This is a genomic window from Paenibacillus sp. 01T47 (assembly GCF_056398245.1).
This window is the reverse complement of sequence record NZ_JBFTPA010000011.1, coordinates 151,798-169,595: the sequence shown is the minus strand read 5'-3', so window position 1 is coordinate 169,595 and position 17,798 is coordinate 151,798. Positions and strand designations below refer to the sequence as shown.

Genomic DNA, 17,798 nt, shown 5'->3' with positions numbered 1-17,798 from the left:
GTGAAAGTCACGTCCATGCTTGACTTCGCTTCATGCTTCTGCTAATCTCACCATCAGGGAAAAGGCGGGTGTTAGCATGATCATCGGCATCGGACATGATTTATCAGATATTACAAGAATCGCAAAAATAGTGGATGGCCGCACAGGCAGAAGGTTTTTGGAGCGGGTGCTGTCTGCGGGCGAGCGAGAGCTGGCTTCGGAGTATACAGGCGAACGGCTTTATCAGTTTACGGCTGGACGTTTCGCTGCGAAGGAAGCGGTTGTGAAAGCTTTTGGCTGTGGAATAGGAAATATATTAGGATTCACAGACATTGAAATATTGCGAGGAAGCTGCGGCAAACCCGAGTGCAACTTAACGGTGGCAGCTTGGAATCGCCTAGGCTTTAACAGAGTGGCTGTTCGAATTCATGTTACGATTACGCATGAGCGAAAGCTTGCTTCAGCTTTTGCTGTTGCGGAACGGATATCGGAGTAACCTTTTGACTATACTTGGAATGTAATATACCAAGTTAGCTAGTCGAGAGGGGATGTCGACAATGAAGGAGCAGCGGCTGCAAAAAACGAAGCGTCGTTTTAAAACCGGACAATGGGTTGAATTCGACGGGTTGTATTCAGACGATTGGGGCGGAGATCTAGTGCTTGTACAGGGTGATTTATTTCCGATGCATCCCCAAATGGGTGAAACGCATTGGACCTACGCCGGCCAAGCGGCACTTCATTTCATGAGCTCTCCAAAAATAAACGGCCATCATATCGGCTATTAAGCGAACATGAACAAGAAAAAAAGGATGCTTGAGCAGAATAATCTGCTCAAGCATCCTTTTTTTTCGCTAAGCCTTTGTTATTTTTTGCTTGCCAACCAATTAGAGAGCCCTGCAATTTCATCAGCTGTCAGACGCTCTTTAAAAGCAGGCATCGAGCCTTCGCCCTCTTCAATCTGTTTCGTAATATCAGCAGCACTCATGCGCTCCCCAACTTTTTGCAGATTTGTTGCAGGGCCTACTCTGCCTTGAAGCCCGGTTCCATGACAGCTGACGCAATTGGCCTTATAAACCGAAATAACTTCCTCCGGCCCAATCAGCGCGTTGGTTTTCTCAGGAGAGCTGTTCTCTTTGCTTCCACAGCCTGCCAGCATTAACACGGCTATAAAGAATGTTGTTGCAATAGAAAAACCTCGGTTCCGATTCATATATAGCAATCCTTTCATTAATTGTTTATTATAGAAGATTCGGTCTTGTTCAGGGTCTTCATAAGACTTCCATATGAATTTGAATCGTTAGTTCGTATAATAGAGAAGATGTTAACCACTAGAGAGAAGATATAACTATTATATCTCAGTTTTACTTATAGGAGAATTCATGAAACCAACAATAGAAAGTATTTTGCAAAATCAGTTGAACAACATTCAAGCCGAGGTTATTATGACTGCCTATAACGAATTTGAACCGGGCTGGTTCGAGCAAAAAACCGAGCCGGATTTTTTCCGTTTCGGTTATACAGTCAAGGGAGAAGCCCGGCTTAACATACAAAATGACACTTATTTCGTACAGCCGGGTACTCTTTATTTTTTGCCGGCGGGTACAAAACAATCTTTTGGAACAGAGGGAAATGAGAAGCTGGGGCTATATTGGTGCCATTTCCGTTTGGAGCTTAGCGATTTTCAAGTTATAAATGCGCTGCAGCTTCCGCCATTTGTTTATGTGAAAGACAAAGAAATGATGAAAAACCTTTTTATAAAAATGAACGAATATCAGCATCGTAAATCGATTACACGAGAGCTGCGGTTAAAGTCGGTGCTGCTGGAGCTGCTTGCCTATTATTTAGAAGAAAGCCATGTGCAGAGAACAACATTCCAGCAATCGGATTTTGAGGTAAAATGGAATGAAGTGCTCGCCTATATTGAAGCAAATTTGCATCAGAATATACAAATTGAGGAGCTAGCAAAGTTTGCTTTTCTTCATCCAAACTATTTCATTACATCCTTCAAAAACATCATGGGCTGTTCGCCGATCCAATATGTGACGAATCGCCGCATCGCGATCGCTAAGCAGCTGCTTATGGAAACGGAGCTTCCTGTAGCCGTTGTTGCGAAGCAGGTTGGCATGCAAAATCATTATTTATCTCGGCTGTTCAAAAGATATACAGGCATCACGCCGGTTCAGTATAGACGGATTGGAAAAAATACCGGAAACAATCGAAAGACGCTTACAACAAGAATGAACGAGGAGAAAAGCTAATGGGAGAAATAGATGTAAAGACGTATTTTAGTACAGAGCTGCTAAATTGGTATCGGCTTATCAAACGCGATTTGCCATGGAGGATTAATAAAGATCCTTACCGGGTATGGGTATCTGAAATTATGCTGCAGCAGACGAGGGTAGACACTGTCATTCCCTATTACAACCAATTTATGAGTAAATTCCCCACAGTACGAGCGCTTGCTGAAGCTCCTGAGGAGGAAGTGCTCAAAAGCTGGGAAGGACTCGGCTACTACTCGCGTGCCCGCAATTTGCAAGCAGGTGCCAAAGAGGTCGCTCAGCGTTATGGGGGAATCGTCCCAGATGATAAAGCGTCCGTTGCTGGATTGAAGGGCGTTGGCCCTTATACTAGCGGAGCTATTATGAGCATCGCATTTAATCGTCCAGAGCCGGCAGTTGATGGTAATGTGATGCGTGTGCTCTCGCGATATTTTTGTTTGGAGGATGATATCGCAAAAGCTTCTACGCGAGTAGGCATTGAGAAGCTGGCTGCTTCGCTGATTCCAGAAGGCGCCGCTGGCGACTTCAATCAAGCGCTGATGGAGCTGGGTGCTCTCGTGTGTACGCCGAAATCGCCAAGCTGTTTACCTTGCCCTGTAATGGAGCATTGTGAGGCGAGACTAGCAGGCAGAGAAATGGAATTGCCGATCAAGACGAAGGCGAAGCCTCCTCGTCCAGAGTTTAGGGCGGCAGTGATCGTTGTTGGCAGCGGAGAAAATGCCGGCAAAGTGCTTGTAAGGCAGCGTCCAGCTACAGGCCTTCTCGCCCAAATGTGGGAGCTTCCTCATTTGCTGCTGCCGCCGGATAAGGTGAACTGGCTGGATGAAACAGCGCCGAAGGAGCAGGGCGAGCTCGCCGAGATGATCAGCCGCATGCTTGATGAGGACACAGGACTTCTTATTCGTCCGCGCAGCTGGTTTACAGATGCTGATCATATTTTTAGTCATATTCATTGGAAAATGCGTTTTTATTTAGCCGATTTGGGTGAAACGTCTTATTCAGCTTTAGACGCAGACATCGCAGCTGCATCGGACAACGCAGCTATTGCTGCGGAGGCAGCGTCCTCTTATGAAGGGAATCAAAAGGCGGCAGCTATAGATGTTTCTACTGAGGAACATAATGAGCAGTCGGGCACTTACCGATGGATTTCAAAGGAAGATATGGACACGCTGCCGTTTCCGAATTTATTTTTGCGCATTTTAAAGCAATTTTGGGAATAAATGATTATAAGAGTCGGAGGAGAAGCAAATGAGCAATATGCTGGAGCTGCTCTTGCAGCACAAAATCGTAGCCATTTTACGAGGAATTGAAGATCGGCATGCAGATGATACAGCGCAGGCTTTAATAGACGGCGGCATTCATATGATGGAAATTACAATGAACACGGGCGGAGCAGCGGCTATGATAGAGCGTTGGCGTTCGAAGTTTGATGGAAAAGCTGCAGTAGGTGCCGGCACAGTAACGGATGTAGACCTTGCTAAGGAGGCTGTGGCGGCAGGTGCCCAATATCTCATATCGCCTAACCTAGATGAGGAAGTTATTGCATATGGCCGCGAGCACGGCCTCTCTGTATGGCCCGGTGTTATGACACCGACTGAAATTGTGAAAGCTTGGAAGGCAGGAGCGGATGCTGTAAAAATTTTTCCAATGGGCACGCTCGGCATAGGTTACTTGCAGGAAATTCGCGGACCTTTAAACGATATTCCGATGATTGCTACTGGCGGAGTGGATTTACATAATATTGCAGATTACTTTAAGGCAGGAGCAAATGCTGTTGGAATGGGCAGCAAGCTCTTTAATTTGGAATGGGTTCGCGAAGGGAAATTCGCTCAAGTAACGGAACGAGCACGGCAATTCGTAGATATCGTAAGCAAGTTATAGAGCAAGGAGGTTATCTCATGGACGTTGTCTTATGGATCGTTATCATCTTCTTTATTATTGTTTTGCTGCTTGCAGCGCTAATCTGGCAAATGGGCGCGCGCAGCCAGAAGCCACGAAAGATTATGAATGCGGAGACTCCTCTTGTCGACACGCAGTGGCAATCCTTAACGTTCACTAATCATGGCTCTAAGCTGGAAGGCTGGCTGCTTCAGCCTGCTTCCAACGAATTGTTAAAGAACGGACTTGCACCTCTAATTATTATTGCGCATGGCTGGGGATCGAATCGGACGAGAGTGCTTAGGTATACGCGTCCGATTTATGAAGCAGGGTTCGCTATATTGATGTATGATGCACGCAGCCACGGCAACAGCGATTCGATTTCTGCGCCTTCCGCGCTCATGTTTCGGGATGATGTGCTCGCTGCTCTTGATACAGCCAAAAGTTTGCCAGGTATGGATCCAGACCGAATTGCTATACTAGGTCATTCCCTTGGCGGATTTGGAGCGCTGCTTGCCCTTGATCAAGGTATGAAGGTGAGAGCGGTCGTAACGGATTCAATGCCCGTCCATTTCGGTACGATGATGAAATCGGAATTGCGACGCAAAAAACTGCCGCTTTTCCCGCTAGCCTATCTGATTCCGATGATATGGCTTATTCGTTCACGCATATCGTGGTCGCAGTTTAAAGAGGCCAGCATTCCTGCTGTAATAGCTAAACATGCCGGCAGCTCCGACATTGGCCGTACACCGATTATGATGGTTCATTCGAATGGTGATGAGTTTATTAGTGCGGAGGATCTGAAGCAGCTGAAAGAGCAATTGCCAGATCATCTGATTCAAACACTGTTCGTATCGACCAAAGGACATAGCACTTCCGAGCAAGATTCTAGCTTTTGGGAGAAGGTTATCCCTTTTTTGCTGGAATCCATGGAGTATGCTTCTATCAAAAAGGAAGCCCGCGGCACGAGGCTGCAGGCTTCAAGAGAGAATATATAATAAAGGGGGGTCATGAATTTATTATATAAGCATAAGATGAAACCAAGATGAGAGAAATATTACAGTTTGATTACAAGGCTGCTAGCTTATAAGCGGGCATCCCTTCTAGTTGAAAATATAAATGTGAAGAAGTTTCCGATAAATGGTTGCTTTCTTTCACTTATTGTTAAGGAGGTTCGAATGCGTAGAGTAGCTTCTAAATTGTTGGTGGTTGTCGTTATCGTAGTAGCTGCATTTTGTCTTGACCTCAAGCTGGATTTATTTCCGGCGGCAGCAGAGTCGGAGGAGGTGGCCGCCTTGGATGAAACGAATAAGATGGAGCGCTTGGAGCTCGAGCTTGCTAAACATTTCAAAGCCAGGTCCGAGCGGTTTTCAGTGACATACACGGGGGACAAGCAGGAACTATCGAAGAAAATGACAGAGATCATTCGTGCTGCTTTAAAGCATGATGATTATTCAGCCTACATTCTTGAATCCTACATCTACACCATTCGCAGCTGGGGAAATAAATCGACGATTGCTCTGGAAGCCAGATACCGCGAGACACTGGAACAAACGGCAGTTGTAGATCGCACCGTTGCAAAGGCGCTCCAATCTATAATAGAGCCGGGAATGAATGAGCATGAGAAAATAAAAGCCATTCACGATTGGGTCGTTAGCCATGTGGAGTATGATAAAACATTGAAGCATTACACTGCTTACGATGCGGTGACACTCGGAGAAACCGTGTGTCAAGGATACTCATTGCTAGGCTATAAAATGCTGAAGCAAGCGGGACTGACGGTTTTAATCGCAGAGGGTACTGTGAATACGGGCGAGCATGCATGGAATATGGTGCAGGTAGACGGTGTTTGGTACCATTTGGATCTAACCTGGGATGATCCGGTCGCAGCAGCATCAGCAGGAAGCCAAATCACGGCACAAAAAGTTTCGCCAAGCGAGAGTACGATTCGTTATAACTATTATTTGAGAACGGATGAGGAACTGCGCGTTGATCACCAGTGGACTAGAACTTATCCTGCTGCAAACGTCTCCTATGCGGATACGATTCGTGAGTTGGAGAAGCAAGGGGGAAAGGCGGAGCGCAGCCGCTTCAGCAGGCTGAAGATCGCACTTGGCTTGCACTGGCTTGAACCGGAATATACGGTATCAAGCTCAGCGCAGCTGAATCAAGTTATACAATCGGCGCTTGATTCCAAGGCAGGGAGCCTGTCATTCAGATATGAGCAAGGTGATCAATTCCCAGCAGCTTTAAAGGCTGCCTTCAAACGTATAAACGTAGCAGTTGGCTATCGGGCAAGCTATGAGCCTTATGCTGGAGATCAATCACTTCTTGTTAATCTTCAGCTGGAATATACGAAATAATAGGATGAGGTGCAGAGGGCTGCACCTCATTTTGTTCAAATAGGAAAGGGGGTGCATTTCTGCACCCCCTTTCCTATTGGAGTAAATCAATTATTGCTCATTTTTTCTCGCCGCGGTCATTTGCTGCCATACAGAGCCGGCGGCTTCTTCACCGCGTTCAATCCGTTCAAGCGCCATTTTGGCTTGAAGCTGAATTTCAAATTCATTATCGTTAGCAGCTTCACGCAGCGCATCGATCGCAGATTCATCTCCTGCTTCATAGAGGAAGCGTGCCGCGCGCCAGCGGACAAGCTTGTTTTTGTCACGGAGCGATTCAATCATCGGTCCAACCGCAGCGGGATCACCAAGATCAGACAGCGTGTCGCCAGCCGTCCTTCTAACGGAAGTTGAGGAATCACGCAGCGCCATAAACAAATACGGCAGCGCTTCAGGCGCTCGCAGATCGCCAAGATAGATAACGGCAAGACGACGAATGGATGTGTTCTCATCCTTTATCGCTTGTGCAAGCAGAGGCAAACCTTCTATAGCGGAAACGTATCGCTCCAATGCTGCGTAACGAACCTGCCAATCCGGTGAGGCGAACTGCTCTTGCGCTTGTTCAAAAGTTAGCGGAGCTGGCCTTACGACAGCTGGAGCTTCTCCTTCAGCACCAGCATTCCCTTGCTCAATAGCTGCTTGCACAAGAGTGTCCAATCTCTCACTCGAATAGGAAGCTTCCAGCTCGCGTACAATTTCAGCTGCAATTTCCTCGGGCTCTCCGTAGCGAACGCCAAACTCCTCCAGCTTGCGCTCGCGAATCATGCCAGAGCCAGCGGCAAGGTTAACCGCCTCGCCAAACTGTGGCGGGAGCGCTGAACGTGCCTCAATGTCTCCCATTCTTACGCGCACCTGCATCGGAATGCCGCGATACATTTGAACGAGCACCTGTGCTTCGCCAAAGCTTGTTGAAGGTCCTTTCCCGCTGTTCTCGCCGTTGTCGCCATCAGCAACCTTCTGCAGCAATTGTCCTGCTTCAGCGAGTATAGCTGCCCAATCTGCTCCAGGCTTGCGGTCAAGCGCAATAAAGTCAGCTGTACGGAATAAGCTTTTCACTCCGTTTATTTGCAAAAGCTGCTGAAGCAGCTCAGGAGCGTCGCTTGCTTCATTCGCTTTGTAGGTGAGTCTGCGTCCGCGAGGGAGCATCTCATCGACGTTCAGCTTCATGGAATTGGGACTCGGCGTTGGTTCTATTGAAATTAGTTTCATAAGGAAACCTCCTGGGCTAATTGATATTTAGACGCTCATCTGCTTCATTTATGTAACAAATGCTGCGTCGAAAGCGTAATCTTATGTGTAAATGCTTTATAACCAAGTGTAACTGATTTTATGTTAGGATGCGAACGATGAAACGAGAGATTGTCTCTAATTCACATTTCTGGATAGACTGTCATACGAGTGCGTGGATGATTTCGCATAAATAACATATTTGCATTGAGTACCGCTGGCTTGGTATCTTAATAAAACAAGAAATGAATGCGAAGGAGGGATGGACGGTTGAAGTTAAAACGATTTGCTAATATAGATCCTATCGAGCAGCACACTTCAATGAAGCAATTCAAAAGATGGCGTCAGGAACGCATTCGCAAGCTGAGAATGAAAGATTATTCATTCACCGTTCCGAATGTTGAACCTGACATCGCATACTTGGAGAATAACCGAAAATGGCCTTCTATTACTTGGGTAGGGCATTCCACTTTTTTTATTCAGTTCGGCGGATTGAACATTATTACAGACCCTGTGTGGTCGACTCAAATGGCATTTCAAAAAAGACTTTCAGCGCCGGGTATCAAGGTAGAGGACGTTCCGCCTATTGATATCGTGCTAATATCGCATTCTCATTATGATCATTTAAATATAAATTCGCTGCGCAGACTGGTTGGCGCTAGACAATTGCTTGTGCCTGCAGGACTAGGTGCCAAGCTTCGCAAGAAGGGCTTTCTTAGAATTAAGGAGCTCCACTGGTGGGAATCCGTTATGTATAACGGCGTAAAATTCACTTTTGTGCCTTCACAGCATTCGACTCGCCGCAATCCATGGGATACGAATAGTTCGCATTGGGGAGGCTTTGTCATTGAGCGTCCAGCATCACGCAGCGAGAAGCTTGTAAGTCATGTTCGTGATACTTTTGAGGCCGGTGACGGAATGGAATCAGCTGCAGAGTCGCGAGCGCAAATCGCAAGCGCGTCCGAGCCGGCAGCTGCTCGGAGTTGTCCGTTTTTTAGTGGTACAGCTTCCGTCGAGCGGCCAGTCATATCTGATTTTCCGACTATTTATTTCGCGGGGGACAGCGGTTATTTTCAAGGCTTCAAGGAGATCGGCCGCCGCTTCCCGGTTGATGTAGCGTTATTGCCGATTGGAGCTTATGAGCCGGAATGGTTCATGGCGCCGCAGCATATTACGCCGGAGCAAGCGCTCCAAGCCTTCGATGATTTGGATGCCAAGTGGTTTATTCCTATGCACTATGGTGCGTTTAAGCTTGCGGATGATACGCCTCGTGAAGCGCTTGATCGCTTGGAGGCTGAACGCAGAAAACGATGTATTTCTGACGAGCGAATTCTAGTTCTGCCGCATGGCGAGACTTGGCGTATGTCCGGGAAATAACAAACGAGGACAAAGGTTTGCCAAATTCGAGCAATGACGACGGTAAGAGAAACCGTTATACTTGCTAAGTATAAGTATGCATAGTGGAATAATTTTAGGGGGCTTAGGTTTGCATGCGCAAATCTAAGCTTATCTTACGAAGCAAGGTACCTATAAGGAGGAGCAAGGAATGATTCATGCAAACATTCGTCTAGGCGTTATCGGTGCAGGTGCAATCGGTAGTATACATATGCAGACATTCAATAAAGTCGAAGGTATCGATGTTGTTGCTGTAACGGACGCTTACCTTCCGCTTGCTGAGCAGCGTGCTGCTGAGTACGGTATTGAAACGGTACATCCAAGCCCGCAATCGCTGCTTGAAGACTCATCGATCGATGCAGTTGTTATTGGTGTGCCTAACCAATTTCATGCCGAGCTTGCTATTGAAGCACTGAAGCAAGGCAAGCATGTTCTACTGGAGAAACCGATGGCCATTGATTCCGAAGCAGCGCGGCTAATCGTAGAGGAAGCTGAGAAATCAGGTAAAATACTAATGATGTCGCATCAAATGCGCTGGACTGGACTAAGCCGCGCACTTAAGCAGCGAATTGATAACGGCGATGTAGGCCACATCTATAACGCAAAGGCAGGCTGGTTCCGCAAAAAGGGCATTCCCGGCTGGGGCTCATGGTTCACTCGCAAAGACCAAGCAGGCGGCGGCCCGCTGATTGACATCGGAGTTCATATGCTCGATCTTTCGCTTTATCTCATGGGCAATCCGAAGCCTGTTTCCGTATACGGCTCGACTTATGCAGAATTTGGTCCTAACCGTCTTGGTACAGGAACATGGGGTACGCCAAATTGGGACGGGTACTATGACGTTGAGGACCTTGCCTCGGCGCTTATTAAACTTGATAATGGAGCAACCTTGTCGCTTGAGGTAAGCTGGGCAGCACATTCAGCCTTCCTGCCGGAAGATCCATTTATTCATTTGATGGGAACAGAGGGCGGCGTAGCGATCATTGGCAATAATGGGAAGTATGTTACGCATGAGAACAATGAAGTCGTTGAAAGCGACATCACTCCGCTAGAGGGCGAAGAGGATCGGATTCTAATGAGCCGTCATTTTGTCGATTGCATTCGCGAAGGCAGGCAGCCGATTACGTCTGCACTTTCGGGCTACACAAATAACCGTATTCTTGACGCAATATATGAGTCATCCCGCACGGGCAATGAAGTTAAGCTGAAGTGGGATTAATCTTTTAAAAAAAGACATCACTGCTTCAGAGTGTATTGCTAAAAACCTTCCCTAATGCGACAACTGTATCAAAGTCGCATGGAGGAAGGTTTTTTTATCGTGAGATCTATGAATTAAAAGTAATCCTCGTTGCTGGATTGTCTATCCAAATGCTAAGGCAAAGGCAAAAGAAGGTTCGGTTTCCTTGCATACTGTGGTATAATAGATCAAGATAAAGTGATTTTGTAGTGAAGGACGGGATTAAACGAATGATTAGTACAAGTGGCATAACGCTCCGTTACGGGAAGCGGGCGCTTTTTGAAGATGTTAGCATTAAGTTCACGCCAGGCAACTGTTATGGCTTGATCGGCGCTAACGGCGCGGGCAAATCGACCTTTTTGAAAATATTATCCGGTGAAGTTGAGCAATCGCACGGAGAAGTGCATATAACGCCGGGTGAACGGCTAGCCGTTCTAAAGCAGAACCATTATGAATACGACGAGTCCGTTGTACTTGAGACGGTAATGATGGGTCACAAGCGTCTTTATGAAGTAATGAAGGAGAAGGACGCTTTGTATGCAAAAGCAGACTTCACTGATGAAGACGGTATGCGTGCAGGTGAGCTTGAAGCTGACTTCGCAGACATGAACGGCTGGGAAGCTGAGTCTGAAGCAGCAGAGATGCTAAATGGACTTGGTATTACTCCTGACCTGCATGATAAGAAAATGGCTGAGCTAAGCGGCAATGAGAAAGTCCGTGTATTGCTGGCTCAAGCATTGTTTGGCACACCGAACATTCTATTGCTCGATGAGCCTACCAACCACTTGGACATTGAGTCCATTCGCTGGTTGGAAGATTTTCTTGCCGATTACCAAGGAACTGTTGTCGTAGTCAGCCATGATAGGCACTTCCTGAATACGGTATGTACACATATTGCGGATATCGACTTTGGCAAAATCCAAATGTATGTCGGCAACTATGACTTCTGGTACGAATCCAGCCAACTTGCTTTGCAGTTGATGCGCGGTGAGAACAAGAAGAAGGAAGACAAGATCAAGGAATTGCAGGCGTTTATTCAACGCTTTAGTGCGAACAAATCGAAAGCGAAACAAGCAACTTCGAGACAGAAGCTTCTTGAGAAAATTTCGCTTGATGATATTCGTCCATCTAACCGTAAATATCCGTTTATCCTCTTCAAAGGTGAGCGTGAAGCGGGCAAGCAGCTCCTGCTTGTTGATGGCTTGACCAAAACGATCGACGGCGAGAAAGTGATCGACAATCTGACGATCGCTCTTAATAAAGGCGATAAAGTTGCATTTGTTGGACCGAACAGCTTGCCTAAGACTTTGCTTTTCCAATTGCTTGTTGGTGAAGTTGAAGCGGATGCTGGCAGCTACTCATGGGGTGTAACAACATCGCAGGCTTATTTCCCGAAAGACAACTCACCATATTTTGATGGTGTTGATTTGAACCTTGTGGAATGGCTTCGTCAATATTCGAAAGATCCGGATGAAACTTTTATTCGCGGATTCCTTGGCCGTATGCTCTTCTCGGGCGATGATGCAATGAAGAAAGCAAGCGTGTTGTCCGGAGGCGAGAAAGTTCGCTGCATGCTCTCCAAGATGATGCTTGAGGGCGCGAACGTATTTATTTTGGATGAGCCAACGAATCACTTGGATCTTGAATCCATTACGGCTCTGAATAATGGTTTGACAGATACGGATTGTACGGTTTTGTTCACTTCGCATGACCATCAGTTCGTACAAACGATCGCTAACCGCATCGTTGAAATTACGCCGAACGGTGTAATCGACCGGATGATGACTTATGACGAGTACCTTGAAAGTGCTGAGGTTAAAGCGCTTCGTGAACGTATGTACGCTGTTTAATTACTATAGAACGTCAATCAGTGAGGATAGTCTCGCTGATTGACGCTTTTTTTTTGTCTAGATAAGGTTATGAAATTTAGTTTAAATGTCTAGCCACTTGCTTAAGATAACCAGCATGAAGCTTCACATTATTGTCTATTGTAAAAGATACCGTTTAAGCTCGAAAGCAGCCGTCTTATCTAAAGTTATGCAACAATTGGCATAAATAAAATGGACAAACATGCAAAATTTTAGGTTGATTTATGCGCAAAAGGGAGTTATACTACGTTTGAAAAGGTTTTCAGAAAAGCTTTTCAGTAAGCACTTTCATAAATGTGAAACTTGACTCATTATAATAAAATTCAAACTAGCGCATGTTACATCATTCTTACTCATCAAGAAAGGCGTGCCATTATGAAATCGACTATACGCGATGTAGCAAAATACGCTAACGTGTCCATAAGCACCGTATCCCGGGTCATGAATGCGCCGGAAACCGTAGTGGAAGAGAAACGTATCAAGGTGCTGGAAGCTATTGAGGCGCTTCAATACCAGCCGAATGGATTTGCCAGAGGGCTGATTTACAAAAAATCAGACACGCTTGGCGTTATGATTCCGGATATAGAAAATCCGTATTATGCCGGCTTAATACGCGGAATGCAGGATGCGGCTGTTATGCTGAACCATAGTCTGATGATCTGTAATACAGACCGCGACAAGCAGCGGACGATCGCTTATGTGCAAAGCTTTTTTGAGAAGCAGGTAGATGGCATCATATTTACGAGTGATTCATTGCATGAAGAATATTACGAAGAGATGCAGCGCTATCGTCTGCCATTCGTTCTAGCTTCTACCAATGCTCCGGAGTATGATATTCCGTCTGTTGATATTGATGATGAGCAGGGTGCGTATGATGCGGTCAAACATTTAATTGAAGCAGGACATCGCCGCATAGGTATGATTGGTTTTCCTTTAGGAATCACAATCTCCGGTGAGCCGCGATATACGGGCTTTAAGAAGGCGCTTCAGGAATATAACCTCTCAGAAAACGAGAATTGCATTGAATTTGCTATACATCGATTTGAGCATGCTTATGATGCAGCTGAACGACTGTTCACTCGTTGTCCCGAATTAACGGCCGTTTTTGCAGCTTCGGATGAATTCGCGATGGGTGCGATTTCATATTTGCGCGACAATGGCAAATCCGTACCTGAGCAAATGTCTGTCGTAGGTTTTGACAATATCCGAATGGCTCATATGTTTATACCTAAGCTAACAACGATAGACCAGCCAACCTATGATATTGGGTATCGATCCGTTGAGAAGCTGCATGAGCTGATTACAACGGGGAAAGTTGAAGTGCTCAGAGAAAAGCTTCCACATCATTTAATTGTACGGGAGTCAACCAAGTCCTATTCATCATAGGCGTGAAACGATAATACTTAGATTCGAATATTAATAGCGAAACGGCTTTGCCTCTAAATTTTGGCTTTGGTCTTTCGCTTTAACACCTCTCTGAAAAGCTTTTCAGAGCAATGGAAGCGTTATCTATTTAAAAGATTTTGTTTTCGATACCTGTTGAGCATAAAAACAACCTACATTGGCACTTTAAAGGAGGTGAGGCAACAACTTGTTATCTGACGTTAATTTAACGTTTCAAAAGGGCCGAGTAAGTGTAATTTAATTACTGATTACTTAAACATGAAAGGATGAGGTCTATGTACACGAGAAAAACAAAAAAAGCATCGACTGTCTTTATTCTAACGCTAGCGCTTGTGATGACGATTACGGCTTGCGGAGGGAAAAATAATAATACAACGAACCAGCCGACAGAGAAGCCAGCAGAGGGCGGAACGAATGCAGGAGCAGGGGCGGGCGACAGCGCGCTGGCTAAAGCATTAAACGGCGATTTTAAAGGTAAAAAGGTTACGATGTTCGGTCCGTTTACGGATGCGGATGAAGTGAAATTTAACGAAAGCATTAAAGCGTTCGAAGATAAGACTGGAATCGACATCGCGTATGAAGGCTCTAAAGAGTTCGAAGCAACGATTTCGGTACGTGTAAACGGCGGAAACGCTCCTGATATTGCGGATTTCCCGCAGCCGGGTTTGCTGAAGGGCTTTGTGAACTCTGGTAAGGTAATTGATGTAAAATCATTCCTTAGCGATGAGTATTTGAAGAAACAATACAACCAAAGCTGGCTCGACATGGCTACGATGAAAGGTACTGGCGGAGACGTAATGTCCGGCATCTGGGCACGCAGCAGCGTAAAAAGCTTAGTGTGGTACAACAAAAAAGCATTTGCAGAAGCAGGTTATACCGTTCCAAAAACATGGACAGAGCTTATGGCGCTGACTGATCAAATCGCGAAAGACGGCGATCCAGCTTGGAGCATCGGCATCGAGAGCGGTACAGCGACTGGCTGGCCGGCTACAGACTGGATGGAGGATATTATGCTCCGCACGACTACGCCTGAAAATTATGACAAATGGGTATCGGGTGAGCTTCCATTCACAGACCCTGTAGTCAAAAATGCAGCAGAAAAAATGGCTGAAATCTGGTTCAACGAGGACTATGTGTACGGAGGAAAAAAATCGATCGCTACAACATCGTTTGGTGATGCAGTTAAGCCGCTATTCGATAATCCGCCAAAAGCATGGCTACACCGTCAAGCCGGCTTTATTACAAGCTTCTTCCCAGAAGGCTTGACAGCTGATGATTACGATTGGTTCCCACTTCCAGCCATTGATGAGAAATATGGTCAACCAGCTCTAATCTCAGGAGATATTTATGCTATGTTTAATGATCGTCCAGAGGTTCGCGCTGTAATGGAATTCTTCACAACGGGCGAGTCGCTCAAAGCTTGGATTCAAACAGGCGGCGTAACAGCTCCTATGAATGATGCTGATCCATCATGGTACCCGAACGATCAAGAACGCAGAATGGCAGAATTCGTGAAAACAGCAGAAACGATTCGTTTTGACGGTTCTGACCTTATGCCAGGCGCAGTTGGCGCAGGTACATTCTGGAAAGGTATGACAGACTGGGTAAGTGGAACAGTAGATTTGGATACAGCACTAAAAGAAATTCAAGCTGGCTGGAAAAAATAATTGACTGCTGCTTGAGTGATTCGGGGGCTTCTCGCCGCAAGGGGAAAGCCCCTCTATAATCAGCTCAGATAATTGTGGCTTTTATGAAGAAAGGTTTGCTACGCAAACCTAAGTTTACGCTTACGAAGAAAGGTTTGCTTCGCAAACCTAAGTTTATGCTTACGAAGATAGGTTTGCTACGCAAACCTAAGTTTACGCTTACGAAGAAAGGTTTGCTTCGCAAACCTTGGAGGAGGATTCATATGGAATTACAGGCTAGGAAAGGCAATGCTCTGCGGCTACTGTTGTTATCCATACTCGTGCCAGTTATCAATATTGTCATTCACGGGGGCATATTTATACTTTTTCGCGACTCCAACCTTCCGCCTATCCTCAATGCGGTGTTTGCAGTCATATGGGGAGCAGTTGGTATTTATTCGATTTACTATTCGTTTAACTGGGTAGTTGAAAAGTATCCGGATCAATGGAAGCGGAGAATATTGCCTTTTGTATTTGTTGGCCCAGCGGTGCTGCTGCTTGGTTGGCTGCTTGTCTTTCCGACATTGCGGACGCTATACTTAAGCTTTTTTGATGCCGGCTCGGTCAATTTTGTCGGTTTCGCCAACTATGTAGCTGTATTTACGGACCGCCTGCTCATCATGGCGCTGCGCAACAACTTGCTTTGGGTGTTCTTTGGCACACTGGCTTGTGTTGGCTTAGGTCTTTTAATTGCGATACTTGCTGATCGAAGCAGCTTCGAGAAGCTGGCTAAGGGTCTCATATTTATGCCGATGGCGATCTCGTTCGTAGCGGCAGGTGTTATCTGGAAATTTATTTATTACTATCAGCCAGGCCAGGAGCAAATTGGACTGCTGAATGCGATCGTCGTGAAATTTGGCGGGGAACCGCAGGCATGGCTCAGTATGATTCAGCCGTGGAATAACCTGTTTCTTATCGTTATTCTCATTTGGATGCAAACAGGTTTTGCGATGGTTATATTCTCAGCTGCGATTAAGAGCATCCCAGAGGATATGCTGGAGGCCGCTCGTATGGATGGCGCAGGCGAGGTTCGCATTTTTTTCAAAATCATGATTCCTTACATTGCGGGAACTTTGTTATCCGTTACAACAACGATTATTGTGTTTACACTCAAAATCTTCGACGTTGTTATGATCATGACAGGCGGACAATATGAGACGGACGTTGTGGCAACACAGTTCTATCGCCAGCTGTTTATGTACCAAAATGCAGGTTATGGTTCAACCTTAGCCATTGTGCTTCTCGTTGCTGTCATTCCAGTCATCATAATCAATCTGCGGCAGTTCCGTAGAGAAGGAGGGTTCTAATATGAGCAGGAACAAAAAATCCCGTAAGTCCAAGTGGCTCGTGAATACATTGCTAGCTGTCATATGTCTCATTTGGACTATCCCGACGCTCGGTCTGCTCGTTTCCTCTTTCCGGCCTGCAGCAGATATATTATCTACTGGCTGGTGGAATATACTGCCTCATCGAGATTGGAGCACAACAGAGCAAATTCAGCTGCCCAAGGACACCGATCTTCGTGAGCCAATTAAGGTGAATGGAACAACGTTTACCGATGATCAGCTGCGTGCGGGTGTGGAGCTTAACGGCGAACGATTGATCTGGGAAAACCGGAGAGCTAGACTTCTGAACGTACAGGATAAGCAGTGGACGATCATATCTAATTTTACGACTCAGAACTATGAGACGGTGCTGGGTGGAAAAACATATTCCATCACGATGCCAGATGGTACGACCAAGACAGAGAAGGGCAGCGGTATGTCGCGTTCCTTCTGGAATACGATTGCGGTTACAGTACCAGCTACCGTAATTCCGATTTTCATCGCATCCTTTGCAGCTTATGCTTTTGCTTGGCTAAAGTTCCCAGGAAGAAAGACATTGTTTGTCATTGTTATCGCTTTGCTTGTCGTGCCTTTACAGGTAGCGCTCATTCCGATTTTGCGCGATTATACATCGCTTGGACTGAACGGCACATACTTTGGGATCTGGCTTGCACATACGGCGTTTGGTTTGCCATTGATCACATATTTTATGTACACATCAATTAGTCAGCTGCCCAAGGATTTGTTCGAATCGGCATTTATGGACGGGGCAACGAATTTTACAATTTTCAGCAGGCTCATCCTGCCGCTATCCGTCCCTGCGCTAGCATCGATCAGCATATTCCAATTTTTATGGGTATGGAATGATTATTTGATATCCCTTATATTTCTCGGAAGCCAGCCTGAAGTGCAAGTATTGTCAATGAATATTGCAAACATGGTAGGCTCCAGAGGAAATGACTGGCATTTGCTTACAGCAGCAGCATTTGTTTCGATGCTCATGCCGCTCACCGTATTTTTTGCACTTCAAAAATACTTTGTTCGCGGGATGCTTGGCGGCTCCATCAAAGGTTAACAGCAGCAAAAGAATGGCGCAGCGTCTGGACACGGTGTCCCCTCGTG

16 protein-coding genes are annotated in these 17,798 nt (G+C 46.0%); 14 read left to right on the top strand and 2 right to left on the bottom strand.

Annotation, left to right across the window (positions count from 1 at the left end; translation table 11 throughout):
* The first annotated feature begins 76 nt into the window (after positions 1-76).
* Together acpS and AC1DOV_RS21325 are read left to right on the top strand one after the other, a co-directional pair.
* Positions 77-475: a holo-ACP synthase gene (gene acpS / locus AC1DOV_RS21330; RefSeq protein WP_477551016.1), complete on the top strand. Its 399-nt coding sequence runs from the start codon at positions 77-79 to the stop codon at positions 473-475.
* Positions 476-536: 61 nt separating this feature from the next.
* Positions 537-764 carry a hypothetical protein gene (locus AC1DOV_RS21325; protein WP_076268946.1) on the top strand — a complete coding sequence of 76 codons (228 nt, stop codon included), beginning with the start codon at positions 537-539 and terminating at the stop codon, positions 762-764.
* 77 nt (positions 765-841) lie between these two features.
* Here the strand turns inward: AC1DOV_RS21325 and AC1DOV_RS21320 are convergent, their stop codons facing one another.
* Positions 842-1,189, bottom strand: a complete 348-nt coding sequence (locus AC1DOV_RS21320; RefSeq protein ID WP_477551015.1) for a c-type cytochrome — start codon at positions 1,187-1,189, stop codon at positions 842-844.
* Between the two features lie 169 nt (positions 1,190-1,358).
* Between AC1DOV_RS21320 and AC1DOV_RS21315 the strand changes: the two genes are divergently transcribed.
* The 5 genes from AC1DOV_RS21315 to AC1DOV_RS21295 all read left to right on the top strand — a co-directional run bounded on the left by AC1DOV_RS21315 (position 1,359) and on the right by AC1DOV_RS21295 (position 6,499).
* Positions 1,359-2,237, top strand: a complete 879-nt coding sequence (locus tag AC1DOV_RS21315) for an AraC family transcriptional regulator (RefSeq protein WP_477551014.1) — start codon at positions 1,359-1,361, stop codon at positions 2,235-2,237.
* A complete protein-coding gene (gene mutY / locus AC1DOV_RS21310; RefSeq protein ID WP_477551013.1) occupies positions 2,237-3,478 on the top strand; it encodes an A/G-specific adenine glycosylase in 1,242 nt (413 codons plus the stop codon). The genes AC1DOV_RS21315 and mutY overlap by 1 nt, the downstream gene beginning before the upstream one ends.
* A 28-nt stretch (positions 3,479-3,506) precedes the next feature.
* Positions 3,507-4,139: a bifunctional 4-hydroxy-2-oxoglutarate aldolase/2-dehydro-3-deoxy-phosphogluconate aldolase gene (locus AC1DOV_RS21305; RefSeq protein WP_477551012.1), complete on the top strand. Its 633-nt coding sequence runs from the start codon at positions 3,507-3,509 to the stop codon at positions 4,137-4,139.
* A gap of 17 nt (positions 4,140-4,156) precedes the next feature.
* Positions 4,157-5,134 carry an alpha/beta hydrolase gene (locus AC1DOV_RS21300; protein WP_477551011.1) on the top strand — a complete coding sequence of 326 codons (978 nt, stop codon included), beginning with the start codon at positions 4,157-4,159 and terminating at the stop codon, positions 5,132-5,134.
* A gap of 180 nt (positions 5,135-5,314) precedes the next feature.
* Positions 5,315-6,499 carry a transglutaminase domain-containing protein gene (locus AC1DOV_RS21295; RefSeq protein WP_477551010.1) on the top strand — a complete coding sequence of 395 codons (1,185 nt, stop codon included), beginning with the start codon at positions 5,315-5,317 and terminating at the stop codon, positions 6,497-6,499.
* Positions 6,500-6,589: 90 nt separating this feature from the next.
* Here AC1DOV_RS21295 and AC1DOV_RS21290 read toward each other — a convergent pair whose 3' ends face one another.
* The gene (locus AC1DOV_RS21290; protein ID WP_477512372.1) at positions 6,590-7,744 is read right to left on the bottom strand and encodes a conserved virulence factor C family protein; all 1,155 of its coding nucleotides are present in this window, start codon (positions 7,742-7,744) and stop codon (positions 6,590-6,592) included.
* 339 nt (positions 7,745-8,083) lie between these two features.
* Here AC1DOV_RS21290 and AC1DOV_RS21285 point away from each other — a divergent pair, with 339 nt between their 5' ends.
* From AC1DOV_RS21285 to AC1DOV_RS21255, 7 genes are all read left to right on the top strand, one after another.
* The gene (locus tag AC1DOV_RS21285) at positions 8,084-9,139 is read left to right on the top strand and encodes an MBL fold metallo-hydrolase (RefSeq protein ID WP_445253948.1); all 1,056 of its coding nucleotides are present in this window, start codon (positions 8,084-8,086) and stop codon (positions 9,137-9,139) included.
* 169 nt (positions 9,140-9,308) lie between these two features.
* Positions 9,309-10,376, top strand: coding sequence for a Gfo/Idh/MocA family protein (locus tag AC1DOV_RS21280; RefSeq protein WP_441908444.1), 1,068 nt, complete (start codon positions 9,309-9,311; stop codon positions 10,374-10,376).
* A 248-nt stretch (positions 10,377-10,624) separates the two neighbouring features.
* Positions 10,625-12,244 carry an ABC-F family ATP-binding cassette domain-containing protein gene (locus tag AC1DOV_RS21275; protein WP_477512371.1) on the top strand — a complete coding sequence of 540 codons (1,620 nt, stop codon included), beginning with the start codon at positions 10,625-10,627 and terminating at the stop codon, positions 12,242-12,244.
* 393 nt (positions 12,245-12,637) lie between these two features.
* Positions 12,638-13,648: a LacI family DNA-binding transcriptional regulator gene (locus AC1DOV_RS21270; RefSeq protein WP_477551009.1), complete on the top strand. Its 1,011-nt coding sequence runs from the start codon at positions 12,638-12,640 to the stop codon at positions 13,646-13,648.
* Positions 13,649-13,941: 293 nt separating this feature from the next.
* On the top strand, positions 13,942-15,333 hold the full coding sequence (locus AC1DOV_RS21265) for an ABC transporter substrate-binding protein (protein WP_076268934.1): 1,392 nt from the start codon (positions 13,942-13,944) through the stop codon (positions 15,331-15,333).
* A 242-nt stretch (positions 15,334-15,575) separates the two neighbouring features.
* Positions 15,576-16,658 carry a carbohydrate ABC transporter permease gene (locus tag AC1DOV_RS21260; protein WP_076268933.1) on the top strand — a complete coding sequence of 361 codons (1,083 nt, stop codon included), beginning with the start codon at positions 15,576-15,578 and terminating at the stop codon, positions 16,656-16,658.
* Between the two features lies 1 nt (position 16,659).
* Positions 16,660-17,751: a carbohydrate ABC transporter permease gene (locus AC1DOV_RS21255; RefSeq protein ID WP_477551008.1), complete on the top strand. Its 1,092-nt coding sequence runs from the start codon at positions 16,660-16,662 to the stop codon at positions 17,749-17,751.
* The last annotated feature ends 47 nt before the right edge of the window (positions 17,752-17,798 follow it).